This window comes from Xanthomonas sp. NCPPB 1754, from assembly GCF_041475725.2.
Taxonomy (GTDB): domain Bacteria; phylum Pseudomonadota; class Gammaproteobacteria; order Xanthomonadales; family Xanthomonadaceae; genus Xanthomonas; species Xanthomonas euvesicatoria.
In genome coordinates this window covers 2,770,296-2,791,418 of the sequence record NZ_CM192982.1, presented here as the reverse complement: position 1 = coordinate 2,791,418, position 21,123 = coordinate 2,770,296, and the positions used below count along the sequence as shown (strand labels likewise).

General features: G+C 60.0%; 26 protein-coding genes. 18 read left to right on the top strand and 8 right to left on the bottom strand.

All coding sequences use genetic code 11. The features are described from left to right. The first annotated feature begins 73 nt into the window (after positions 1-73). Together ACCQ15_RS12345 and avrXacE2 are read left to right on the top strand one after the other, a co-directional pair. Entirely contained in the window at positions 74-1,351 is a 1,278-nt protein-coding gene (locus ACCQ15_RS12345) for a lytic murein transglycosylase (protein WP_109292186.1), read from the top strand. An 84-nt stretch (positions 1,352-1,435) separates the two neighbouring features. Then, complete coding sequence (avrXacE2, locus tag ACCQ15_RS12340) at positions 1,436-2,506, top strand: type III secretion system effector avirulence protein AvrXacE2 (protein ID WP_372163485.1); 1,071 nt, start codon at positions 1,436-1,438, stop codon at positions 2,504-2,506. A gap of 1,235 nt (positions 2,507-3,741) precedes the next feature. Here avrXacE2 and ACCQ15_RS12335 read toward each other — a convergent pair. From ACCQ15_RS12335 to ACCQ15_RS12305, 7 genes are all read right to left on the bottom strand, one after another. Further along, positions 3,742-4,254 (bottom strand): hypothetical protein, encoded by a 513-nt coding sequence (locus tag ACCQ15_RS12335; RefSeq protein ID WP_109291640.1) that lies wholly within the window; start codon positions 4,252-4,254, stop codon positions 3,742-3,744. Further along, the gene (locus ACCQ15_RS12330) at positions 4,251-4,406 is read right to left on the bottom strand and encodes a hypothetical protein (protein WP_218212072.1); all 156 of its coding nucleotides are present in this window, start codon (positions 4,404-4,406) and stop codon (positions 4,251-4,253) included. The genes ACCQ15_RS12335 and ACCQ15_RS12330 overlap by 4 nt, the downstream gene beginning before the upstream one ends. Positions 4,407-4,638: 232 nt before the next feature. Then, positions 4,639-5,028, bottom strand: a complete 390-nt coding sequence (locus tag ACCQ15_RS12325; RefSeq protein WP_003491196.1) for a hypothetical protein — start codon at positions 5,026-5,028, stop codon at positions 4,639-4,641. Between the two features lies 1 nt (position 5,029). Next, positions 5,030-5,386 (bottom strand): H-NS histone family protein, encoded by a 357-nt coding sequence (locus ACCQ15_RS12320; RefSeq protein ID WP_017116405.1) that lies wholly within the window; start codon positions 5,384-5,386, stop codon positions 5,030-5,032. Positions 5,387-5,537: 151 nt separating this feature from the next. Further along, a complete protein-coding gene (locus ACCQ15_RS12315) occupies positions 5,538-6,272 on the bottom strand; it encodes a response regulator (protein ID WP_234851390.1) in 735 nt (244 codons plus the stop codon). A gap of 87 nt (positions 6,273-6,359) precedes the next feature. Next, positions 6,360-7,277, bottom strand: a complete 918-nt coding sequence (locus ACCQ15_RS12310) for an NAD-dependent epimerase/dehydratase family protein (RefSeq protein ID WP_109291647.1) — start codon at positions 7,275-7,277, stop codon at positions 6,360-6,362. After that, entirely contained in the window at positions 7,274-9,076 is a 1,803-nt protein-coding gene (locus ACCQ15_RS12305; protein WP_109291649.1) for an ATP-binding response regulator, read from the bottom strand. Before ACCQ15_RS12305 ends, ACCQ15_RS12310 begins: the two co-directional genes overlap by 4 nt. On the opposite strand from ACCQ15_RS12305, the gene ACCQ15_RS12300 reads away from it, so the two are divergent. Continuing rightward, positions 9,030-9,407, top strand: a complete 378-nt coding sequence (locus tag ACCQ15_RS12300) for a response regulator (RefSeq protein WP_075286654.1) — start codon at positions 9,030-9,032, stop codon at positions 9,405-9,407. The two genes, ACCQ15_RS12305 and ACCQ15_RS12300, sit on opposite strands and share 47 nt — an antisense overlap. On the opposite strand, the gene ACCQ15_RS12295 is transcribed toward ACCQ15_RS12300, so the two are convergent. Further along, positions 9,338-9,739 carry a hypothetical protein gene (locus ACCQ15_RS12295; RefSeq protein ID WP_372381613.1) on the bottom strand — a complete coding sequence of 134 codons (402 nt, stop codon included), beginning with the start codon at positions 9,737-9,739 and terminating at the stop codon, positions 9,338-9,340. The two genes, ACCQ15_RS12300 and ACCQ15_RS12295, sit on opposite strands and share 70 nt — an antisense overlap. Before the next feature lie 175 nt (positions 9,740-9,914). Here ACCQ15_RS12295 and ACCQ15_RS12290 point away from each other — a divergent pair, with 175 nt between their 5' ends. From ACCQ15_RS12290 to ACCQ15_RS12220, 15 genes are all read left to right on the top strand, one after another. Beyond that, positions 9,915-10,724, top strand: a complete 810-nt coding sequence (locus tag ACCQ15_RS12290) for a lytic transglycosylase domain-containing protein (RefSeq protein WP_372381612.1) — start codon at positions 9,915-9,917, stop codon at positions 10,722-10,724. A gap of 87 nt (positions 10,725-10,811) precedes the next feature. Beyond that, entirely contained in the window at positions 10,812-11,066 is a 255-nt protein-coding gene (locus tag ACCQ15_RS12285; protein ID WP_017117014.1) for a hypothetical protein, read from the top strand. Between the two features lie 2 nt (positions 11,067-11,068). After that, positions 11,069-11,365: a TrbC/VirB2 family protein gene (locus ACCQ15_RS12280; RefSeq protein ID WP_029996458.1), complete on the top strand. Its 297-nt coding sequence runs from the start codon at positions 11,069-11,071 to the stop codon at positions 11,363-11,365. Between the two features lie 15 nt (positions 11,366-11,380). Then, positions 11,381-11,713, top strand: a complete 333-nt coding sequence (locus tag ACCQ15_RS12275; protein WP_372381611.1) for a VirB3 family type IV secretion system protein — start codon at positions 11,381-11,383, stop codon at positions 11,711-11,713. Beyond that, on the top strand, positions 11,703-14,315 hold the full coding sequence (locus ACCQ15_RS12270) for a VirB4 family type IV secretion/conjugal transfer ATPase (RefSeq protein ID WP_372381610.1): 2,613 nt from the start codon (positions 11,703-11,705) through the stop codon (positions 14,313-14,315). The genes ACCQ15_RS12275 and ACCQ15_RS12270 overlap by 11 nt, the downstream gene beginning before the upstream one ends. Next, positions 14,312-14,473, top strand: a complete 162-nt coding sequence (locus ACCQ15_RS12265) for a hypothetical protein (protein ID WP_017116415.1) — start codon at positions 14,312-14,314, stop codon at positions 14,471-14,473. The genes ACCQ15_RS12270 and ACCQ15_RS12265 overlap by 4 nt, the downstream gene beginning before the upstream one ends. Before the next feature lie 23 nt (positions 14,474-14,496). Beyond that, positions 14,497-15,174 carry a P-type DNA transfer protein VirB5 gene (gene virB5, locus ACCQ15_RS12260; protein ID WP_017116416.1) on the top strand — a complete coding sequence of 226 codons (678 nt, stop codon included), beginning with the start codon at positions 14,497-14,499 and terminating at the stop codon, positions 15,172-15,174. Positions 15,175-15,357: 183 nt separating this feature from the next. After that, positions 15,358-15,618, top strand: a complete 261-nt coding sequence (locus tag ACCQ15_RS12255) for an EexN family lipoprotein (RefSeq protein ID WP_039509789.1) — start codon at positions 15,358-15,360, stop codon at positions 15,616-15,618. Positions 15,619-15,637: 19 nt separating this feature from the next. Then, positions 15,638-16,627: a TrbL/VirB6 family protein gene (locus tag ACCQ15_RS12250; RefSeq protein WP_372381609.1), complete on the top strand. Its 990-nt coding sequence runs from the start codon at positions 15,638-15,640 to the stop codon at positions 16,625-16,627. Between the two features lie 20 nt (positions 16,628-16,647). Continuing rightward, positions 16,648-16,848 carry a YajG family lipoprotein gene (locus ACCQ15_RS12245; protein WP_126952827.1) on the top strand — a complete coding sequence of 67 codons (201 nt, stop codon included), beginning with the start codon at positions 16,648-16,650 and terminating at the stop codon, positions 16,846-16,848. Then, complete coding sequence (locus ACCQ15_RS12240; protein ID WP_039509788.1) at positions 16,841-17,527, top strand: VirB8 family type IV secretion system protein; 687 nt, start codon at positions 16,841-16,843, stop codon at positions 17,525-17,527. The genes ACCQ15_RS12245 and ACCQ15_RS12240 overlap by 8 nt, the downstream gene beginning before the upstream one ends. A gap of 9 nt (positions 17,528-17,536) precedes the next feature. Further along, a complete protein-coding gene (virB9, locus tag ACCQ15_RS12235; protein ID WP_039509779.1) occupies positions 17,537-18,340 on the top strand; it encodes a P-type conjugative transfer protein VirB9 in 804 nt (267 codons plus the stop codon). Next, entirely contained in the window at positions 18,337-19,569 is a 1,233-nt protein-coding gene (virB10, locus tag ACCQ15_RS12230; RefSeq protein WP_029996455.1) for a type IV secretion system protein VirB10, read from the top strand. The genes virB9 and virB10 overlap by 4 nt, the downstream gene beginning before the upstream one ends. 64 nt (positions 19,570-19,633) lie before the next feature. Then, positions 19,634-20,602, top strand: coding sequence for a P-type DNA transfer ATPase VirB11 (gene virB11 / locus ACCQ15_RS12225; protein WP_017116422.1), 969 nt, complete (start codon positions 19,634-19,636; stop codon positions 20,600-20,602). A 1-nt stretch (position 20,603) separates the two neighbouring features. Next, complete coding sequence (locus ACCQ15_RS12220) at positions 20,604-20,882, top strand: hypothetical protein (RefSeq protein ID WP_372381608.1); 279 nt, start codon at positions 20,604-20,606, stop codon at positions 20,880-20,882. The last annotated feature ends 241 nt before the right edge of the window (positions 20,883-21,123 follow it).

The following is a 21,123-nucleotide window of genomic DNA, read 5'->3' as shown; positions in this document are numbered from 1 at the left end:
GCATAACTGCAATAATTACATCCTGGGAACAGGAGGACTAGAGTGGCCGCTCAACCACCACCTCGGGTATCTCATGATCATGCCTTCGCGCCTTTTGCGTTTAACGCTCGGTGTCAGCGTCTGTGTGGCCGCAACCAGCGTAGCAGCGCAAGCCATCGCTCCCGAAACAACCGCATCCTCCGCAACCGACGCCGGTGGGCAACAGCAGGATCCCGCACCCACTTCGAGCTTCGAACAGTGGCTGGCAGACTTCCGCCAACGTGCGCTTGCCGCCGGCATTGGAGCCACCACGCTGGATAACGCATTGGCTGGTGTCACACCCGATCCAGCGGTGCATGAACTGGATCAGCGGCAACCCGAATTCACCCAGTATCTATGGGACTATCTCGACGCGCGTGTCACACCTGCGGCCATCCAGGAAGGACAGCAGCTGCTGATCAGCCAGCACGCCCTCTTCGAGAAGTTGCGGCAGCACTACGGTGTGGATCCGGGCATTCTGACCGCTATCTGGAGCATGGAAAGCGGGTACGGCAAGCAGATCGGGGACTTTTATGTCATTCGCTCCCTGGCGACACTGGCCCATGAGGGACGGCGCACCACGTATGGCAACACGCAGCTGCTTGCGGCCCTGCAGATCCTGCAGACGGAAAACAGCATTGATCGCTCGCAACTGGTGGGTTCGTGGGCCGGCGCCATGGGACAGACGCAATTCATTCCGAGCACCTATCGCGACTACGCCGTCGACGAGGATGGCGACCAGAAGCGGGATGTCTGGAATTCCAAGGCGGACGCTTTGGGCTCTGCGGCGAATTATCTCAAGCAGAACAATTGGACCAGCGCTGTTCCCTGGGGCCAGGAAGTCCAGCTGTCAGCCGGCTTCGACTACGCGCAAGCCGACCTGACGATCAAGAAGACCGTCGCCGAATGGCAGCGCCTGGGCGTGGCGCCCCGCAGGCCGATTGCGCCCGCACTGGCGCAGCAGTTGGCATCGGTGTTGTTGCCCACCGGATACCGCGGCCCGGCCTTCCTAGTGTTCGATAACTTCCGCAGCATTCTGCGCTACAACAATTCCACCGCCTATGCCCTGGCGGTCGGCTTGCTGGCAGACGGCTATGCGGGCAGGGCCGGGGTCGAGCAACCCTGGCCCAAAGACGATCCGCCGCTCAATAGCACGGCCCAGATCACCGAGCTGCAGCAGAGGCTGACCGACAAGGGATTCGACGTGGGCGGCATCGACGGTGTGCTGGGGGCGCAAACTCGCCAGGGAATCCGTGCATTCCAGCGTAGCCAGCAATTGCCGCAGGACGGTTACGCCAGTACGTCGCTGCTGGCCCGTCTGCGGGCCGCCTGATCGGGGATGTACGTCGGAGGCTGCAATTCTTCACCCACTTACAAGTACTGCAAGGCCATCAATAATGGTGTGGGAATCTCAAAAATGGGTTGCACTATCTCAACGACAAACAACGCCCCGCACTCGCCGCGCCAAGAGGACGCGCCTCCCCTTCCGCCGCAGACGCGGCAATCCTTTGTGGGTGTCGTAAATGGGCTGTTGAGCGATTTGCCCAAGCGTCGGCGTCGTGGTGGGTCGCTCTCCGATCCTGATATCTCCCTCGCCGGCTACTTGCTGAGCAAAGCCGTCATCGGGGATCCGGTCGAGCCCCAGGACATCCCTCGGCTGCACAAGGCGAACAACACGATGCAGGAGACACGGGCGCGCTTCCCATACGGACGCGGCAACGTCGCCACCGACATTGCCGTCAGCGATCACGCATCCAGTCAACATGCGCAGGCCGCACATGATGTGTTTGTCGATCTGGTGCGCGCCGCGCCGCCGGCGTCAATGCTCACGAATCCGACGCTGGGGCATGCGGTCGTATCTGAATTCGTCCAGGGCGGTCATTGCGCCGGATATGCTGCCGTAGCAACCATGCGACATGTACAGAAGCTTCAGCCAGAAGAAAGCGTCCACTATGTCCAGCACAACCATCAGGGCCATGACTGGGCTGAGTCGCGCGTGCCGGACGGACATCACAAGACCATCGTCCTAGACCCTTGGGCTCAAGGACCGGCGGTGTTTGCGTCCGACAGCAGATTTGCGGCAAATGCTCAACACACCCAAGAACGCTTGGCCTTGAATGCCAAGGACGGAGATGATATTGCCGCCAAGACGGCCGCAGGCGCGCAGTATCTTCTGGAAAACTGCCTCCCCCTGACTGAAACACACCTCAAGAGACTGAAAGCCCAGGAGTTCCATTGCGCGCCTGAGGAAGTCTGGCAACCGCAACCTGTGGTAAGCGATGCGTTTAGTAGACGGGTTCGGCAAAGTCTGGCTACATTGACCAACTCTTCAGAGCTTGGCTTGTCGCGGGCAGAGCAGAGCAGCAAGGCTTTGAAGAAGATGTCCATCAAATCGGCATGCGCACTGGGTTTCGGCAAGAAAGCAGCAAGCGCAGCTGCCGAAGGCATTGCCGCTGCCGCATATCAGCTGGGCGAGCAGAGCCAGTAACCGGTGATGGACCCAACCATGCGGGTGGGTCACATCAGTCCAAGACTCTAAACCCAGCCGGTACTCAGGGCGGGGGACGTCGAGCCAAGCATTTTTCACAAACTCCTGCGGGCACTTTTGAGCGCTATCTATCTATTCATTACCGGGCTTGGGCGCGATCAGTTCCTTCTGCTCAGGTAGCGGACCGGGACGGAAGCGCCCTCCCGCTTGCGCTTGCGACACGGCAAACTGCACATCATCTTCAGTATCGGACTGACTCCTAATCGAGCTTTGCCTCTTCAATCCTTGCAATACACCCTGTGTCTCCCGATGAGTCGCCGACTCTTGCGTCGCTTGCTCATTCGTGGTCCGACCAGCGTGTTGCTCGACAACATATTCGCTCGCTTTCCCACTGGCACCTGTGACGTTGAAGCATCCCATATAAGAACTCCTACTTGAGAGTGCGGGCTGCTAACTTCTCACGAAAAGCGTAAACCTGCTTTCGCCAAGCGAAAAACTCTTTGGACTAGCGAAATTGTGCCTAGTGATCGGGCGCAGCTGAAAACTAAACAACGTGCCTGGACCTCGTGGGTAAATGTGCTGCCGTGTGTGTAAACACTACGTTATTCAGTGGAATGTGGATCCGGGAGATGTGGGGAGGTCGGTGTGCGAGGCTGCTATGGGGTCGATGCCGCCGCAGGCGTCATGATCGGCGGGGCCACGTCCACGACCAGTACGGCCACGCGCTAGAGGAGGCTACCCACCGCGTCGAGTCGGTCAAATTTCAATTCAGCGCGAGGCCTATGCAGAGGGACGGTAGAACTTCTCGAAAACCCTTTTCCGACAAAAAGTTAGCTCATTTTTGGCTGTTTTTACGCGAATCCCTGCCGACCCTCCAATACGGCTTTCTTTGGGATGGAATTCAACATAGGAAGTCTCTAGCGGTCCACTTGGGTATACCTAAACGTACCATCAAATTTACGGGTGGCCCAAAAAATTTTTATGGACTTAAACGGGCCACCTGAAATGGGCCAGCCTAAATGGACCATTCACGGCGCGATCAAAAGCGGGCGGGTTTGCAGAGGAGGGGGAGGGCGGCTCCCTGTCGTCGGCGGGAGCGTTGTCCTCGGCCCTGAAGCCCCGCGTCTGCGGGTGAGGCGTTCTCCGTAGGGGGTTCCCCCCTACACCCCGGTCGGGCACCTGGTCGTCAGCAGCGCCGGCGGCGACGGCCTGCACGTGGGCAGTGCCGGCACAATTTATGCTTCAGACAAAGGCTTGAGCGGTGCGGCCAGCGCTTGGCACACCTGGGAAAGCGGTGCTGCCAGGGGCAGGGCAGGGGGCGCGAAAACGCGGACGCGATCGCCGTCGATGACCAGCGAAAAAGGAATCGACTCGCCTAGTAGCGGTGAGGCAATCGGGATCTTCGGTGGATCCATGAAAAGTGCGGTGCGCAGCAGCGCGCCGTGCTTGTCGCGGTAATCGGCCAGGCCGCGGATCCTAGAGCCGATGCACGCGGCGAACGGACAATCCGGCGCTTGCGCCTCCAACGCGAAGCGGGCCAGGCCTGCGGCGTGCACCTGCACGCCGTAGCGCCCAGTGGCGCATTCGGACAGCGCGGGATGCTCGATGAAGGTTGCCAGGTAGGCGACCGTCTCGACGGTCGCAACGTCTGCCGTCTGGCCGGCGCTGCCGGCGTTGTTGTGGGCGACCAGACCGGCGATGGCCAGTAGGATCCCGCCTGCGGGAATCAGCACGCAGGCGGCCTTCAAGGGATCAGCGCGAACAGGGCGCGCTCGATCTTCTCTGCCGGCATGCAGGCGTCCGTCAGGACGCGCACGGCCACGTCGCTGGCCAGCTGGTAGGCGGCACGCTCTGCCTGTTGTTTCTGGCCGCCCTCACTGGCCAGCAGCGCCAGGCGCATGATCCTGCTTCGGCTGCTCCTGGATCCGCTCTTAGATTTCCTCGCGGTGCACGGGCTCGCTATGCGGGCCGTGATCCCGGTCGCCGATGTAGAGGCTTCCCCATCGCAGCGCGTCAGAATCAGCATGATTTCGCTCCTTGAAGGGCCTCCGCCGCCGGGGCAGGGTGGCGGAGGCCTGGTGGTAATGGGCCAACACTCAATTCCCCGGCGTCGTTCATGCGCCGGGGTCTTTTTATGCAGCTTTGCGTTGTGCCGCCCGCAGCTGGCGGACCTTCTCAAAGCTGTAGGCGTTCAACGTTCTTGCGCCTTTCAACGCAGCCTCGCCGCAATGCCACAAGGCGACGGAGCCGAGAAACGCGACCACGGTGAGGCGGATCATCGGCCAGTTAGTCGGGGACGAAAGCCAGTAACAGGCCACCGCGCCGACGATGCCGACGCCGCCCAGCAGGATTAGCAGGATCCGCGCTGGCCAGAGCAGCGGCGAGAGGATCGCCGCCACGGCTGCTGCGGCGGCGCCGACCAGCCACCAGGCCCAGCAGCCCTTCTCGCCCGCGCCCTGGCGCGGCTTGGCGGGACCAGGGCGGCGGGGACGGGGGCGCTGGAAGGGAATGACCTTGCCCATTTCACTTGATCTTCAAATCGTCCAGGCTGTGGCCTTCGCCAGCCAGGTATTCGGAAACCCAGTTGGGTTTCCGGCCCTTGCCGGTCCAGGTGAATTTCGACTTGCTGGGGTGCCGGTACATCGCCCGCGACCGCGCCGGCCCACGTGCCGGCAGCTGAAACAGGACGGTCAAGTCGGCGACCGAGAAGCCGGCTGCTTCCAGGACTGCAATCACCTGGCCCTTGACCGCTTGCCGCTCCCGCTCCTTAGCATTGGCCTTTTGCTTGTCAATTTCCTGCTGTAACAGCGTGAGTTGCGACACGGACAAGGCCGTGAGGTCGAGATTCGCGGGCAGTACGTCGGGCTGGTCTTTTGCCATTGAAGGCTCCTTGGCGGGCAGGCCTGAACCGTCAGACCTAAATCAGTTATTTAAAAATGATTCGTCATTCATTGAAGATTGTCAACCGGCCTCAAGGTCAGGGACAAGGCTGTGGAACTGCGGCCGTTTTACGCCCCGATTCGGGCCTCGATCAATCGTCCAGCTCGTGGAGTAGGCCGTTCTCGTAGATGTACGGCAACAGGTCATTGCCATCGCGCAAACCCAGCTTGTTGAGGCCGTTGTATTTGTGCGTGGTCACTGTGCTGTAGCTGCGGCCCGTGGATTCCACGATGTCGTGCGCCTTGGACCCACGGCAGAAGGCGACGAGAACCGCGCGTTCGCTGTCGGTCAATGTGGACCAAGCGTGCTTGCTCACGCTGTCCAGGTCGATATGGCTGTCGGTGTAGGTCTGGCCCTTGGCCACGCCATCCAGCGCGTCGATGAGTTCGGCGGTCGGGCTGGTCTTGGCGACATAACCGGCCGCCCCAGCTTGCATCACCGCACGCGCGAGAAACGCGCTTTCCTCGGCCGTGTAGACCAGGACCTTGAGCGCAGGATTGGTTGCCAGGATGGCGCGCACCAATGAGACTCGCTTGAGGCTGCCCGGCATTACCAGGTCTAGCACGACGATTCGTGGCGTAGATACCTGTTCAGAACAAGCTGCCAGAAGCGCGGCGCTGGTATTGGCTGTGCTGAAGCGCGAGGCTGCCACGCCCAGCTGGTCGGCGAGCATAAGACTGACGGCGAGTGTCACCGAATGGTGGTCATCGGCGATGATGTAGGAAAAGCCGGCAACGCCTAATTGCATGGCGGCTGTGGCCGCCGTTCCGCCGACCACTGCTAAGTGGCTGGCGGCGGGCGTCGGGGCAGTCATGGGCTTATTCATTATGGCAGGCTGGTAATTGGTATGGGTTATATCCCACCCGTATCCGCCATGAAATTGGGAAAACTACGAGGCCCCGCTACCTAAAAACTAAATGGCGTCGAGTGACCGTAACGCGTCTGTTCGCGCTTGCCAAGCCGAACGGCGGGGCTGCCAACCAAGCTCTCTCCTGGCCTTGTCACACGAGACAGTTGCGGTAGTGTTCAACATGGAGATGAGCGTCGGTAGGTCGTTCTTCATCACGGTCTGCGCCAGCACGGCAGACAACCGAACGATTGAAAACGGCATCCGCCGGATCTTTCGCCCTTCCTCCTGGCCCCTTCGGATGTAATCGCCGCCAAGCGCGATCACATCGTCGGCTGCGACGTTATAGATACCCTGCGCACCCTTCTTCAAGGCCGCCAAGATGGCGTCTACCACGTCGGCTTCATGCACGACCTGCTGCTTGGGCTGGCTTTGGCCGAAGTCCAGCCATACCGGCAGCAGGAAAATCTCGCGTAGGAACTTCTGCGCGTGGGCCCCTACTATGAGGTGCGCACGGATCTGCACGGCACTGGGAATCTTCGCCGCGAGATAGCGTTCGACCTCGACCTTATGATCTGCATACGCGAACCAGGACGGCGGGTTTGGCTTCGCTTCCTCGGTCATGTTTTCGCCCGTGCCATAGACTGAAACGCTACTCAGGTTCAGGAACGTTCCGATCCCATTGGCAATGGCAGCGTCGATGACGTTCTGGCTGCCACCGACATTGATTTCGGTCATTTTCGGCAAACTCATCCGACCGCGCTTGACGGCAAAAGCTAGGTGAATCACCGCATCATGCCCGCGCATGAGGTCATGGACTTCGGGGTTGCGCATATCCATCGTGACGTGGGTGAACTTCGGATCAGCGAAGCCAGGCTCCACGATATCTATACCCGTGACGCTCGTCACAGAGGTGTCTGCAACAAGAGCAGGCAGCAGGACGCTTGCTAGGCAACCGGACGATCCGGTGAGGAAAATTTTCATTCGGCGTAGGCATCGGTTGGGAGTGGAGCAATTAGCGTACTGGAACATGCCTGCTCCACGCTCGCTAACAGTTTCTCCGGGTGGATGGGTTTACCAAGCGCAGCGTCCAACAGGCCATCAGACAAGGGCTGCTCAAAGACAAGTGCCCGGTCATCCGCAGCATCCGCGCTGAGAGCTATGATCTTGGCCCCTGGATTACGTGCCCGGATCGCCACGGCTAGCTCAATGCCGTTCATCTCCGGCATCCGGTAATCCAGAACATGCACGTCGTAGTGATTGCCGGCGTCGATGGCGGCCAAGGCTTCTACACCCCCTCCCGCCGCGTGTACGTGATAGCCGGCCTCCCGCAGTACGGCGGACCAGGCGCTGCGGCTTTGGAATTCGTCGTCCACAAACAAGACTGCAGCCGCACGTGCAAATGCTGTCCGCAGGGGCACAGCCGCTCGCGGGCGACTGTCAGTGTCCTGGAGCATGGCTGCGGGTGCTGTCAATCGAAAGGTGGAACCTTCGTCGGTGCTGTTCAAGGTGACTTGCCCGCCAACAACCTCAATCGTGTCGCGAACAATCGAAAGGCCCAGCCCAAGGCCATCAGCGCCAGTTGACGACCCCGCCCGATGAAACCTCTGGAAGACAAGCTGCTGCTGAGATTCTGGAATTCCGAACCCATTGTCGGCGACGACAAAACTTAGCATCGTTCCTTCGTAGTCAGCCCTAAGTTCGATCCTGTCGCCGCCGGAATGTTTTGCGGCGTTGTTCACTAGATTGATGAGGCAGATTGACAGTGCATGCACTGCACCGGAAAACATGCCGAATGACCCCGCATTGTTGATCGTGATCTGTGCGCCATTGACTGCTGCAAGCGGCTTTACGATTGTCGCCACCTGGCGCAGCAAATCGACAGGATCGAACTTTTCGTGATGCTCTTCGTAGGTGAGGTCTTCGGAGGCGGTCTTTCCAAGAATTGCACGGATTTGCCGTGTGAGTTGGTAGGCGTTGATGCGTATCCCGTCAATCGGCGGTGGCTGTAGGCCACAATAGCCGATGATCGAGCTGACAGGCGTCAACAGGTCGTGCGAAACGTTGCTAATGAAGCGGGTTTTGGTCTTGTTCGCTTCATCCAGTTCCCTGTTGGCCGCATCAAGCTGTTCTAACAGCTTGATGATCCGTGTCATCGGCGCGAGCTGCATCAATGGAACGACTGCGAGCGTTACTAACAAGGAGAGAAAGACCCCCCAATCTGTCCAGCTCGTGACTAGGCCAGAGACAACAAACGTCACCGTGGTAAATACCATGCCGAGCTTGAGGTAAAGCGGCTCCTGGTAACGGATGCCGTAGCCGATCCCGATCCACAACAGGACCGCGAAAAGGCCCATGAAGGAACTGCCCATTCCGACCATCACCAGGCCGATGATGAGACAGTCGTAGGCAAGCGCTCCGATCTGCCGAAGCCTGTCTGGCCCGACGCGCCGCCACGCCATGAACACCCAAAAAAAAGTCGCTAGCAGCGCAAAAAGCGAAATTTCGCGCAGGTATGGAGTGTTCTGTATCGAATAGCAGTAGATTCCGCATATGATGAAGATGCCAAACCGGAAGTAGGCTTGGTTGACCTCTTGCCGGATGGGGTTAACGCAATACCGTCGTTCAAGATGACGCAGGATCTTCTTGATCGGCCCTGCCTTGCGGGTGGCGGCCGCTTCGGCATGCTTGGGAGTTTGGGAATTATCCACATGCTTGGGAGTTTGGGAATTATCCATGTGGGTTCTAGTCGTCGATGACTCGCCTTCCAGCATCATCTTCATCAGTGAAGCGCTACGCTCGCTAGGGCATAGCGTGCTTACGTGCACTAATGGAAGTTCGGCGTTGGAGACGCTGCAAGCGATGGAGGTAGATGCGGCGCTGGTGGACTATCACATGCCTGGCATGAATGCCGCCGCCTTCATCGCGACACTTCGGAAGCAAACGAAATCGGCAACTGCTGCAACGCCCGTCGTCGTGATGACTGCGGACGCTTCGCCGAAAGTAGCTAGGACTGCGCTCTCGATGGGGGCTGCCGCTGTACTTCATAAGCCGCTCGGCTTAAACGAACTGGTGGCGGCGATCGATGCCGTAGATCTAAAGTCGCAACGATAATCCGCGAGGGCTGTTGCCGCAGCCGCAGCCGCAGCCACCAATCGGAATTGTGTTGCCATCTCCGCCCTGCATTCCCCTTGCATTAGCGGACCTAATAGGCCGGTGCATGCGACGATGAGCGCGTGATCGCCGATTGGTGCGACTGCGTTCTTGAGAGCATGCACCTGCGCAAACAGTTCTTCGCTCCTTGTTGTCGGGTCGGCGACGGTGCAGTGCTTTACGATTTCGTCCAATTCTTGAAGGATAGCGTCGGCATAGTTGGCCGCTGCGGCGGGATTGATTCGCGCTAGCGTCGCCAAGTTTGAGCCGGGGTCGATCTTGACCACCATCATGTAGTTAGCCTCGTAAATTTCCCAATTTTCATTTCCTACCTATGCACCCAGGATGTGCTTGGGCCGTTGTCGCTTGCCTGGCATCCGGGCAGCGCAGCTGCAAGCCTGTTGACAACAATCGTTTAGTGATAAATGATGCATCAGATGCTCAATATTGCATAAGCGAATTTAGCCAATGGCATTCCGAATTCTGGGACTTCTGGTGGGCTTGTTCTGCGCGATGATGGCACCAAACGCGCCGGCACAGTCCGTTCAGGAATTTGAAGCCCTGGCCCGCCAGTGCGCCCCGTCCGTCCATCCCGCCACTCTAGCCGCGGTCGTGAAGACCGAATCCAGCTTCCGGCCCTACGCCATTAACATCAACGGCAGCCGGCAGTTGCCGCGCCAGCCGGCAAACCAGGCAGAAGCCATCGCAACGGCCGAATACCTATTGGCCAACGGCTACAACTTCGATTCAGGCCTGGGGCAAATCAACAGCACAAACGTCCGCAAGTTCGGCATGGCCTGGACGGAAGTGTTTGAGCCGTGCGCCAACCTAACGGCTGCGGCCCGGGTCCTGACCGAATGCTTCGTGCGCGCCTCCGACGGCGAACCGAACGATCAAGCGGCACTGCGCAATGCGCTGTCCTGCTACAACACCGGCAACTTCACGCGCGGGCATGCCAATGGCTATATCGGCCGCGTCGAACGCTCTGCCGGCACGATTCCTGCGGCCGTGGTCCCGGCGCTTCTTCCCGATGGCCAATCCCACGAACCGGCGGTGGCCACGGTCACAGAAACCACCCCGCCGGCCTCGCGGCCCATCGCTGACGTTGGCCCTGACGCCTTTGGCCGGGGGCGCAGCGCCGCCTTCGGCCGGGCTTCCGCTAGGTCGCGGATGGAACGAGAACTGCAAAGCGAATCGGCCGCCATCACTGCGGCTAGCACTACATCAACAGGAGCGGATCGACCCATCACTCTCCCAGGATCGAATTTTGCAGATTGACGCTTCACTATGTAAATAGTGAAACGGACAAACCGCAAGGCAGCGCTTACGCTGGCCCGTTAACTTAGGCCAACGGGAGTGCTTGCAATGAAGCTTATTCAATCGCCTGAACTCGATCTGCTGCTTACCCACAGCACCATCGAGGAATGCTCGGTTATCGAGACAAAGGACCGCGCCTGGACGTTCGTGCTCCACGTGCGCAATCACAAGGATGGGTCGGTGTCGGAATACCGGCTTGTGAGTCAAAGGGGCAGGAAGCGGGAATGGAGCGATCCACGCGCGATGTTCCGGCTTCTACGCGACCACTACAACGTCCAGAAAGGACATTTCCAACTGAGGTAGATATGAAAGGCACCCCCGCGCGTTTCGCCGATTACAAGACCGCTGTCGCTTCCTCCCTGCTCCTGGCAATCGTTGCCGCCGATGCCGACGCCCAGGGACTGGCCAAGGCCAAAGGTTTCCTGAACTCGCTCAAGGACAATCTGCTGTCCTTCGTTCCCATCATCGCCATCTGCGCCGGCCTGGTCCTAGTCATCCTCTACTGGTTCAACGTGATCCAGAAAGAGGGTTTCATCAAGTGGATCGTGGGCCTCATCATCGCCGGCTCTGTCGCAGAAATCGTTGCACTGTTCGTCACCTAAGTTCAGGTGACGAACATGGACGAGAACGACAAGAAGCCAGCCACGTCATTCCCGCTGTTCAAAGGCGCAACGCGCACTCCCATGTTCATGGAAGTGCCATTGCTTCCTTTGATCCTCGCCGTTTTCTTCGTCTTCATCGTGGCGATGACGGTCAGCATTTTCTGCTGGGCGCTACTCATCCCGATCATTTTCGTCATGCGGCAAATCGTCAAGCACGACGACAAGGCGTTCGGCACTTGGGGTCTGTGGATCGATACCAAGCTGCGCAACACGAACAAGAGGTTCTGGAACGCCTCGTCGTATGCGCCCGCTACTTACAAGCGCAAAAGGAAGAAGTATGTCCGCTGAAATTGCTACGAGAAAGGAACTGGACGCCGAAAAGGCCATATCCAGCTTCATCCCGTACACCAGGCATGTTACCGATACGATCCTCGGAACAGCGGCCGGCGACTTGCTGACCGTGTTCAAGCTGTCCGGGCGTTCGCACCTCAGCGCAGACTACGAAACGCTCATGAACTGGGTGCGCGACCTGAACACTGTGTTCAAGGGCGCGGCTTCCGACCACCTGGCGCTATGGACGCACATGGTGCGCCGCCGAGTGACGGAGTATCCCCAAGCGCACTACGACAACACCTTTTGCGCGCAGTTCGACATGAAATACCGCGCAATGTTTACCGAAAAGTCGCTCATGGTGAACGAGCTTTACCTGACCGTGATCCATCGCGCGATGCCGGATAAGACGCTGGCGCTCCTGGCCAAGTTCGAGAAGCAAAGCACGCGGGAAAAGATCGAACGCCAGCAGTCCGCGGTGAAGGATCTAGAGGAACTTCAACGCCTGTTCTTCTCGTCGCTCAAGCGCTACGGCCCCGAAGTCCTGAGCACCTACAAGTGCGTCCACGCGCTGACGGACGTGACGGCAGATGATGGCACCGTACACCAGGAGGAACAGCGTATCGAGTTGGCCGATTGGTGGGAGCGCGAACGGCCCAGGTTCCCCCGCAAGCCCGACGACGGCCGTAGCGAACTTGAGTTCGCAGAGGCCGCCGCGGCGGCCGACAATCTGCCCGTGTATCTGTACTCGCGGCCAGCCGAGTTCCTGGCGCGCCTGGTCAACGGCGAACAACTGCCGATGCCGGTGACCTTTGCGCACTTCCGCGAAACGATGCCGCAGAACCGCATAAATTTCTCGTCCTGGGGTGAGTTGGGCGAGATTCGCACACCCACGCGCACGCGCTTTTTCGGCATGGTTGAGGTCTTCGACTACGAGAAGCGCACAGAGCCGGGCCACCTCAACACGTTCCTGAAAGCGCCTTACGAGTGCGTGCTGACGCAAAGCTTCTCGCTGCTATCGCGACACGCTGCCAGGGGCCAGCTTGAACGCCACCGTCAGCACCTGGTTGACTCAAATGATCCGTCCAGCGATCAGGTCAACCAACTGACCGTGGCTCTCGATCAACTCATGGCCGGCGAGTTCGCGTTTGGGGAGCATCACGCCACGCTGACCGTTTTCGGCGACACGCCGGCTGAAACCCGTGATCTGATGGAGAAGGCGCGCTCGGCCTTCTTCGATGTGGCCATCGTTCCCCAGGTGGTCGGCCTGGCGTTGGAAGCCGCGTATTGGGCGCAGCTGCCTTGCAACTGGAAGTACCGCCCGCGTCCGGCGCCGATTTCGTCGCAGAATTTCCTTAGCTTCTCGTCGCTTCACAACTACATGGCTGGCAAGCCGGCCGGCAACCCCTGGGGTCCGGCCGTCACGATGTTCAAAACGGACGCCGGCACGCCGCTCTACTTCAACTTCCACGCGACCGATCTCGACGAGGACAACGAAGGCGACCGGCCGGCTGGCCATACCATCGTCACCGGCATGACGGGGCAGGGCAAAACCGTCCTGCTGGGGATCCTGCTTGCCCAGGCCGGCAAGTTCCGGCCGTCCGTCGTGGTGTTCGACAAGGACCGCGGCATGCAAGGCACCGTCATGGCGATGGGCGGCAAGTATTTCCCGCTCGCCATGGGACAAGCCACCGGGATGAATCCCCTGCAGCTGGATCCCAGGCCGGAGAACATCATCTTCCTCAAGGCGCTCATCAAGCAGTTGGCCGAGTCATCGGGGGATCCGGTCAACCACAACGATGAAGTGGAGATTTCCCGCGCGATAGATACGGTGATGTTCCGCCTGGACAAGCCGCTGCGCCGTCTCTCTCTGCTGCTGCAAAATCTGCCGAACCCAATGCCGGACCCGAACGATCCGAACCCGCGGCCGACCGTGCATGCGCGACTGCTCAAGTGGGCCGAGGGCGGGGAGTACGGCTGGCTGTTCGACAACGAAACCGACGATATCGACCTGACCAGGTATCGCCTCTACGGCTTCGATTACACCGACTTCCTGGATGTGCCGATCATCCGCACGCCCATAATGATGTACCTCATGCACCGCACGGACGCGATGTTGAACGGCCAGCCGTTTATCAAAGTCATGGACGAGTTCTGGAAACCCCTGGAAGACGCGATCTTTGTCAAGTGGTCGAAGGACGGCTTGAAGACCATCCGCAAGGAAAACGGTCTCCTAGTGTTCGCTACCCAGGAACCGGGCGACGCCCTCGAAAGCCCGATTGCGCGCACGATCATCCAGCAGTGCGCCACGCAAATCTTCCTGCCGAACCCCATGGCCTCCCGTGCCGACTACGTGGAAGGCTTCAAGCTGACCGACGCCGAGTTCGACCTGGTGAAGTCGCTTCCCCAGGACTCGCGCAAGTTCGTCATCAAGCAGGGCGGTTGCTGCGCCGTGGGCACGATCAACCTGGTTGGGTTCGGCGACGAATTGCTGGTGCTGTCGTGTTCCCCGGACCGGGCCGAGATTATCGAAGCGGTCATCGCTGACGTGGGTGATGACCCCGATCGCTGGGTGCCGGCGTTCGTGAGCCGCGTCAAAACCAAGGAGAAACCGCAATGATCATCCAGCAGTGCGCTACGCAAATCTTCCTGCCGAACCCCATGGCCTCCCGTGCCGACTACGTGGAAGGCTTCAAGCTGACCGACGCCGAATTCCACCTGGTGAAGTCGCTTCCCCAGGACTCACGCAAATTCGTCATCAAGGAGAAACCGCAATGAGACTGCACGCACTAGGAGCCGCGTTGGTCGTGGGCCTGTCGCTGTCGTTCGGTGCCGGCGCGCAAATCCCGGTCACCGATGTGGCGATGAATACACAGACGCAGATGAATCAGACGGCCAACTTCGCTAAGTACGTTGAGCAGGTCGCGCAGCTGAAAAACCAGCTAGAACAGGCCAAACAGCAGTATGAAGCTCTGACCGGCTCGCGCGGCCTGGGTGACCTGTTCAACAACCCGGCGCTGCGCCAGTACCTTCCGCAGGACTGGACAGGTCTCTATGACGCCGTGCAGCGCGGGGACGTGACGGGCATAAGCGGCAAGGTCCAAGACATCATCGACAAGAACAAGAGCGGTTCGATCGCCGATATGTACGCCGACGTGAGCGCTCGCCAGGAACGTCTCGGTGCGGTGAACAAGGCAACAGGCCTAGCCGGTTTCGACGCCGCCATGAAGCGAGCCGATCAGATCCAGAGCTTGATCGGTCAAATCAATGGCACATCGGATCCGAAGGCCATTGCCGAGCTGCAGGCGCGCATCGCTGGCGAACAGGCCCAGGTGTCGAACGAGATGGTCAAGCTACAGCTGGTGTCGATGCTCCAACAGGCAGAGGAAAAGGCCATCGCCGCCAAGGCCGATGCTGTGTACGACAAGCAGATGAGCGGCAGCAACGACGTGCCACGGATGAAGCCGCGGACCTTCTGACCAGTTGTTCAAGGGTATGGCGCACGGATGCGCCGCTCTTGATCGCAGCGCTGGGAGCGCGACCGGATCTTCGCCGGAGCCAGGAAACGCAGCGGATTTCCCCCCGAGCCGGATCCCCCACCAACTGCCAAACCCGAGTTCGCATAACATTAATTATGTCAATACTTAATTAGGTCATTACGTATGAAAATCACTAAGCCCCTGTTTGTCTTACTAATCCTGTTTTCTGTCGCCAGCTGCAAGCCGGATCCATTGGTTCCGGCCCGCGACGTGGCGCACTTCAAGGCGCACCCGGACGAACGCGCCGACGTGCTGGCCAAGTGCGAAGCGGATCCTGGCCAGCTCAAAGAGCACCCCAATTGCGTCAATGCCCGGCAAGCGCAGTGGGACGAGTCGATGAAGTCGAACGACAACGCAGTTCCGCGCCTGCCGTCGAAGAACTGAGCGAAGGGAGGGCGCCGCTATGGCTGGTTTCCACGTATTCCAAGACCTGTTTGCACAGGTCGATGCGATCCTGCAGAACTTCGTGACCAGCGCGTCCGCCAAGGCCGTGGCAATCGTTGCACCTTTTGTGGCCGCGGCCTTCGTGATCGTTCTGCTGTGGGATGCCTTCAACTCCATCATGGGGCGCGGGGAGGAGTCTATATCCAAGCTCATCATGAAGTGCTTGTTCTGGTCCTGCATATTGAGTGCCGCGCTTACGGCCGGTGCTTATCAAAGCAACATCGCAGACATGGTTCGCTCAATGCCGAACGACGTTGCTGCCGAAATGTCGCCAGGCAATGACACCAGCGGCGATTCGGTCGGCTCGCTCTTAGACAAAGTTGCCGATAACGGCATCACCAAGGCCAAAGAAGCGTTCAACGCCAAAACCGGCAATTTCGAGTTCATGAAGGCGCTGACCTATGTGCTTATCGGCGTCGGGATCCTCCTGGCTACGCTGGCGCTAACCGTCAGCGGCGGGGTGATGCTATTCATGGCCACCACTGCGATTTCGTTCCTAGCAGCGCTAGGGCCATTCTTCATTGCAGCCCTGCTGTTTGAATCCACGCGAAATTTTTTCTGGTCCTGGGTTAGCCAGGTCGTCTATTGGGTCGCCTTCATGGTGATGTTCGCGTTGTTCGTGAACTTCACCATGACGATCTTCGATTTCTACATGCAGTCCGTGAAGGTAGACGGCGTGGAGTACAGCTGGGTCGCCACCGCTTTCGCCTGCAAGGTGGTCGCAGTCTTCGGACTCATCATGTTCATCTGGATTCCGAAGATCGCGGCCGGCCTGACGCAAGGCCACGGCGGATCCGTGGCGGGTGCTGTCGGCGGCATGGTCCGAACGGCCTTGACCACCCTCGCCGTCGTCAAGACGGCCGGCGCCGCGGGCGCCGCCAAAGCGGGTATGTCCGCAGGATCCGCAGTCAACAACAGCAGCCCGCCCAGGCAATACAACCGCGCGTAGCGGCATCAGGGAGCAACCGCATGAAAAATTTGATTGTCCTTTTTTTGAGTGCTGGCCTGTGCCTGCTGGCTGGCTGCGCCAGTGATCCGATGAAACCGGATCGTCCGAACGGCAAGCGAGTGCCCATCAATCTGACACCGCCTCCTGTCGAACAGCCGATGACGCCTCCCGCTTCTCCGGCGGGCAAGGCACCCAAGCAAGGGGTAGACCGCAATGGCTAAAGGGAAGATGGTGAAGACCGCCGATTTTGACCGTTATCTGGCCGAGTCGGAGGGCTACGAGAAAGACTGGGTGACCGAAGTGCGCGCCTCCGCCCGCCGCGGCTGGCGTGTCGGCTACGCTGGCCTCCTGGTGGGTGTACTTGGCACCGCGGCCGGTCTTGTGGGGTTTTCGCGCCAGCCCGCCCCGCCTGCTGTCCTGCGCCTGGACACCACCACGGGCGCGGTCGATTACATCGGCACCATGCGCGGCGTGGAGCAATCCTACGGCGAGCAAACGGATAAGTTCTGGATCAACACCTTCATGCTGTGCCGCGAAAGCTACGACTGGCACACGATCCAGAAGTGCTACGACACCGTGGGCCTTATGGCCGCGCCAACAGTCCAGGCCGACTACGCCAAGCTCTACAACGACGACGACGGCCGCCAGGTCAAGTTGGCAAACCGCGTGCGGATCGTGCCCCATATCGTCTCAATCACACCCAACCTGGAAACACACACGGCCACCGTGCGCTTCACGACTCAGGCCGTCTACGACAACGGTGTGAAGGATCCAGAAAAGCGGTATGTCGCCACCCTCGCCTATCGCTACGTGTATGACGCGGCGCTGACCGAAGAACAGCGCAGGGTGAACCTGCTGGGCTTCCAGGTCACCAGCTACCGCGTTGACCCGGAATTCTGAGGGGCCGCCATGAAGAAGACTCTCGTCATCTGCCTTGCCTTCGCGCTATCTGCACCGGTGTACGCCGTCCAGGTGCCAACCCCTTCACCCGACGACACACGGGTCAAGACCGTTGTTTACAACCCGCGTGACGTGGTTCGAATTAACGGCATGGTAGGCATCGCCACGCATATCCAGCTGGAACCAGGGGAACGCTACATCGAGCATGTGTTCGGGGATTCGGAAGGCTGGCACTTCGCAGACAACGGCAATCATATTTTTTTGAAGCCGAAAGCCGAGAACGCCGATAGCAACCTAGTCCTCATCACCGACCGGCGGGTCTACTACTTTGAACTGCACTACTCTGACGTAAAAAAAGCAGGCGACAAGGTGTTCGGCCTGACGTTCGTCTACCCTCAGACGAAGGCGGCAGAGACAGCGCAGGCGATCGAGCGCAAGCGCGTGGCCGAAGCCTTCCAAACGCCTCGACCGATCAACACCGGCTACACGATGACGGGCAAGCGCGAGCTTGCGCCGGTCAACGTGTGGGACAACAAGCAGTTCACGTTCTTCCGCTTCGCCGGCGCAGTCGATATCCCTTCGATCTTCATGGTCAACCCGGACGGCTCAGAAAGCATCGTCAACCACCACGTGCAGGGCACTGCGAACGATACCGTCGTTGTCCACAAGGTGGCCAAACAATGGGTGCTTCGCCTCGGTCCCGCGGCGCTGTCGGTGTTCAACGAAGCCTACGACCCGGTAGGCGTGAGCAACACCAGCCGCACGGCTTCGCCCGAAGTGATCCGCGACGTTGTAGGGGGTAACCAAGAATGAGCCGCGAGAATGTGATTGACGCCGTTTCGACGGCAGACGAAGCCGAACGCCGCCGTGCCACCTTCGGTGATCGCGGAGCATCTTCCCTCGGCGACGTGAAGCGCCGCACCGTCCCCGGCGGCAAGGTGTTGGGCGTGATCGTGGCGCTTTTCATCGTAGCCGGCATGGGCGTCCTGGGCTGGCACGTGCTGCGCCAGATGGAAGCCGAGTCAAAGGAATCGCCCGAAGTGGCGGAAGACTCCGCAATTCGGAACACGATGCCTGGCCTGAAAACCACGGATCCGGCCCCAGCCCAGAAAGCACCCTCCTTGGAGCACGAAGCCGATGGCGCGGCCGAGCCGATCAAGCCGGAGACAACCACGGCAAGCGCCCCGTCTGCAGGATCATCCGGCCCCACCCAACCGCCGCCTCCCTCCCCTGCCCAACTGCTGCGCGAACGCCGCCTGCGCGGCGGGCTGTCGGGCGAGGCCACCGGCAGCAGCGCCGGCGGCCAGGCAGCTTCTGGCGACCCCGCTGCCGACCAGGCGCACAGCGCCGCCTACCCTTCTGGCGGTGGCCTCGGCGGTTCGGCTGGCGAGCCGGCCCATGCTCCTACCATGGCTGATCGGCTTTCGCCCGTTCGGCTATCGGCGGCGCGAGCCGGCCAAGTCGGCTCGATGGACATGCTGCTGCTACAAAGCGCGATGATCGACTGCGCTATGAACGTGCGCGTTGACTCGTCGGTGCCAGGCATGATGTCGTGCGATGCGACACGTGACGTCTATTCGACCAACGGCCGTACTGTCCTGTTGGACCGCGGCACACGCTTCACCGGACGCTACGAACAGGGCATCGTCAAGGGCCAGGGCCGGATCTTCGTCGTGTGGGAGCGCGCCGTGACGCCGCTGGGCGTCATTATCAACCTGGATTCGCCCGGCGCGGATCCTTTGGGAGGCTCCGGCTTCCCTGGCAAGGTGAACAATCATTTCTGGCAACGCTTCGGCGCGGCGATGCTCGTCTCCGTATTTGAAGATGCCGGCGACTACGCTGTCGCCAAGGGCCAGGAGGGAAACAACAACTACTACGGAGCGAACACCACGCAATCGGCGCGGGATAACTCTTCCATTGTGCTAGAGAACCAAATCAACATCCCACCCACGCTCACGAAGCGCCATGGCGACCGCATCAACATCTTCGTGGCCCGCGACCTAGATTTCTCGGGAATTTATGAACTCCGTAGTCGGCATTGACAGAAAAGCAACTACTGTTCGGGAGCTAATGAAGCCGTTAGCTCCCGTCTTAGCCGGCCCTGACGTGACCGAACTGGCGGTCACGCGGGCCGGCGGCGTATGGGCCAACACTCGCGGCGCGTGGGTTTGGCATGACGTGCCGCACCTAACGCACGAACACCTCTACGCTCTGGCCAATGCGCTTGCCGTCTACAACGGCATGCCGTTGCGCTCGATCCTGTCGGTGGTCCTTCCTGACGGCGAGCGTGGCCAGGTCGTGATGCCGCCGGCCTGCATCGATAACACGCTATCGATCAACATTCGCAAGCACGCCGCCCGCGCGTTCTCGCTAGAAGAACTGGAAGCTCAGGGCGTGTTTTCTGCGGTCAACGATGTGAGTTTCAACCGCTTCACGGCCGACCGCATCGACGCGTTACGCCACGCCACTGATATGACGCGCATTGACGATCAGGAGGCGGAATTGCTGCACCTGAAAAGTGAAAGCAGGTGGCGGGAGTTCCTTGTTAAAGCGGTTCAATACAAACGCAACATCATCATTGGCGGCAAGACCGGCTCCGGTAAGACCACGCTTGCGCGCTCGCTCACACAGGCTATCCCTGCCGATGAGCGGGTAGTCACGATTGAAGACGTGCACGAACTCAGATTGGAGGATCACCCGAACAAGGTTCACCTGCTTTACGGTGGCATAACCGGGCGCGTGTCTTCGCAAGAGGCGCTTGCTGCGTGCATGCGCCTGTCGATGGATCGCATTTTGCTGGCCGAATTGCGCGGCGATGAAGCCTGGGACTATTTGAACTCACTCAACACCGGCCACCCTGGTTCGATCACTACCGGGCACTTCAATAACGCGATCCAGGGTTACGAGCGTGTAGCAGCACTGGTCAAGAAATCGCCCGCTGGCCGCGATATCGCCATCGACATGATCCGGCAGCTGCTTTACACAACGCTGGAAGTGGTCCTCTACTACAAGAATCGCCGGCTCGTAGAAGTGTTCTACGATCCTGCATTCTCCAAGTCCAAGCTGGCCAACTGACATGACAAACGAAACCGAATACAGCTTCACTCCCGCCGCGCCTGGCTGGTGCTTCGTTTCCTTTGACGCCGCCGGCAACGTGGACGTGGGGTTCCGCGTCGTCATGTGGCGGACCGATGCCGCCGGCAATGTGGTCGGCATAGTGCCGGTGACGGTGCCGTCTGACTTCAAGCCCGGCACCGACAGGCTTTCGCTGGCCACCGTGCCGCCCATCCCTGGCCAGTACCGGCATTGGGACGATCTGCCCGAACTGGCGAAAGAACAGGTCCGGCGCGGCTGACCGGCGCAGCTGCAAGAAACACCCGCTGCGGACTCCAGATGTGGAGTTATGCAGCCATCGCCAGTTTCATCGCTGGCGTGATGCCGCCTAGCTGTGTAAACCCACCACGCGCAGCATGGGCGGCCGCCGTGGCTGCAGCCGGTCGGCGCTGGCGGCTGCGCAGCCGCCGCAGTGGACACCCCAGCGATCGCCAGCGCGGCCGGCATCGAACTGGCCAGCGCCAGCGCAGCGCGCTGAGTCA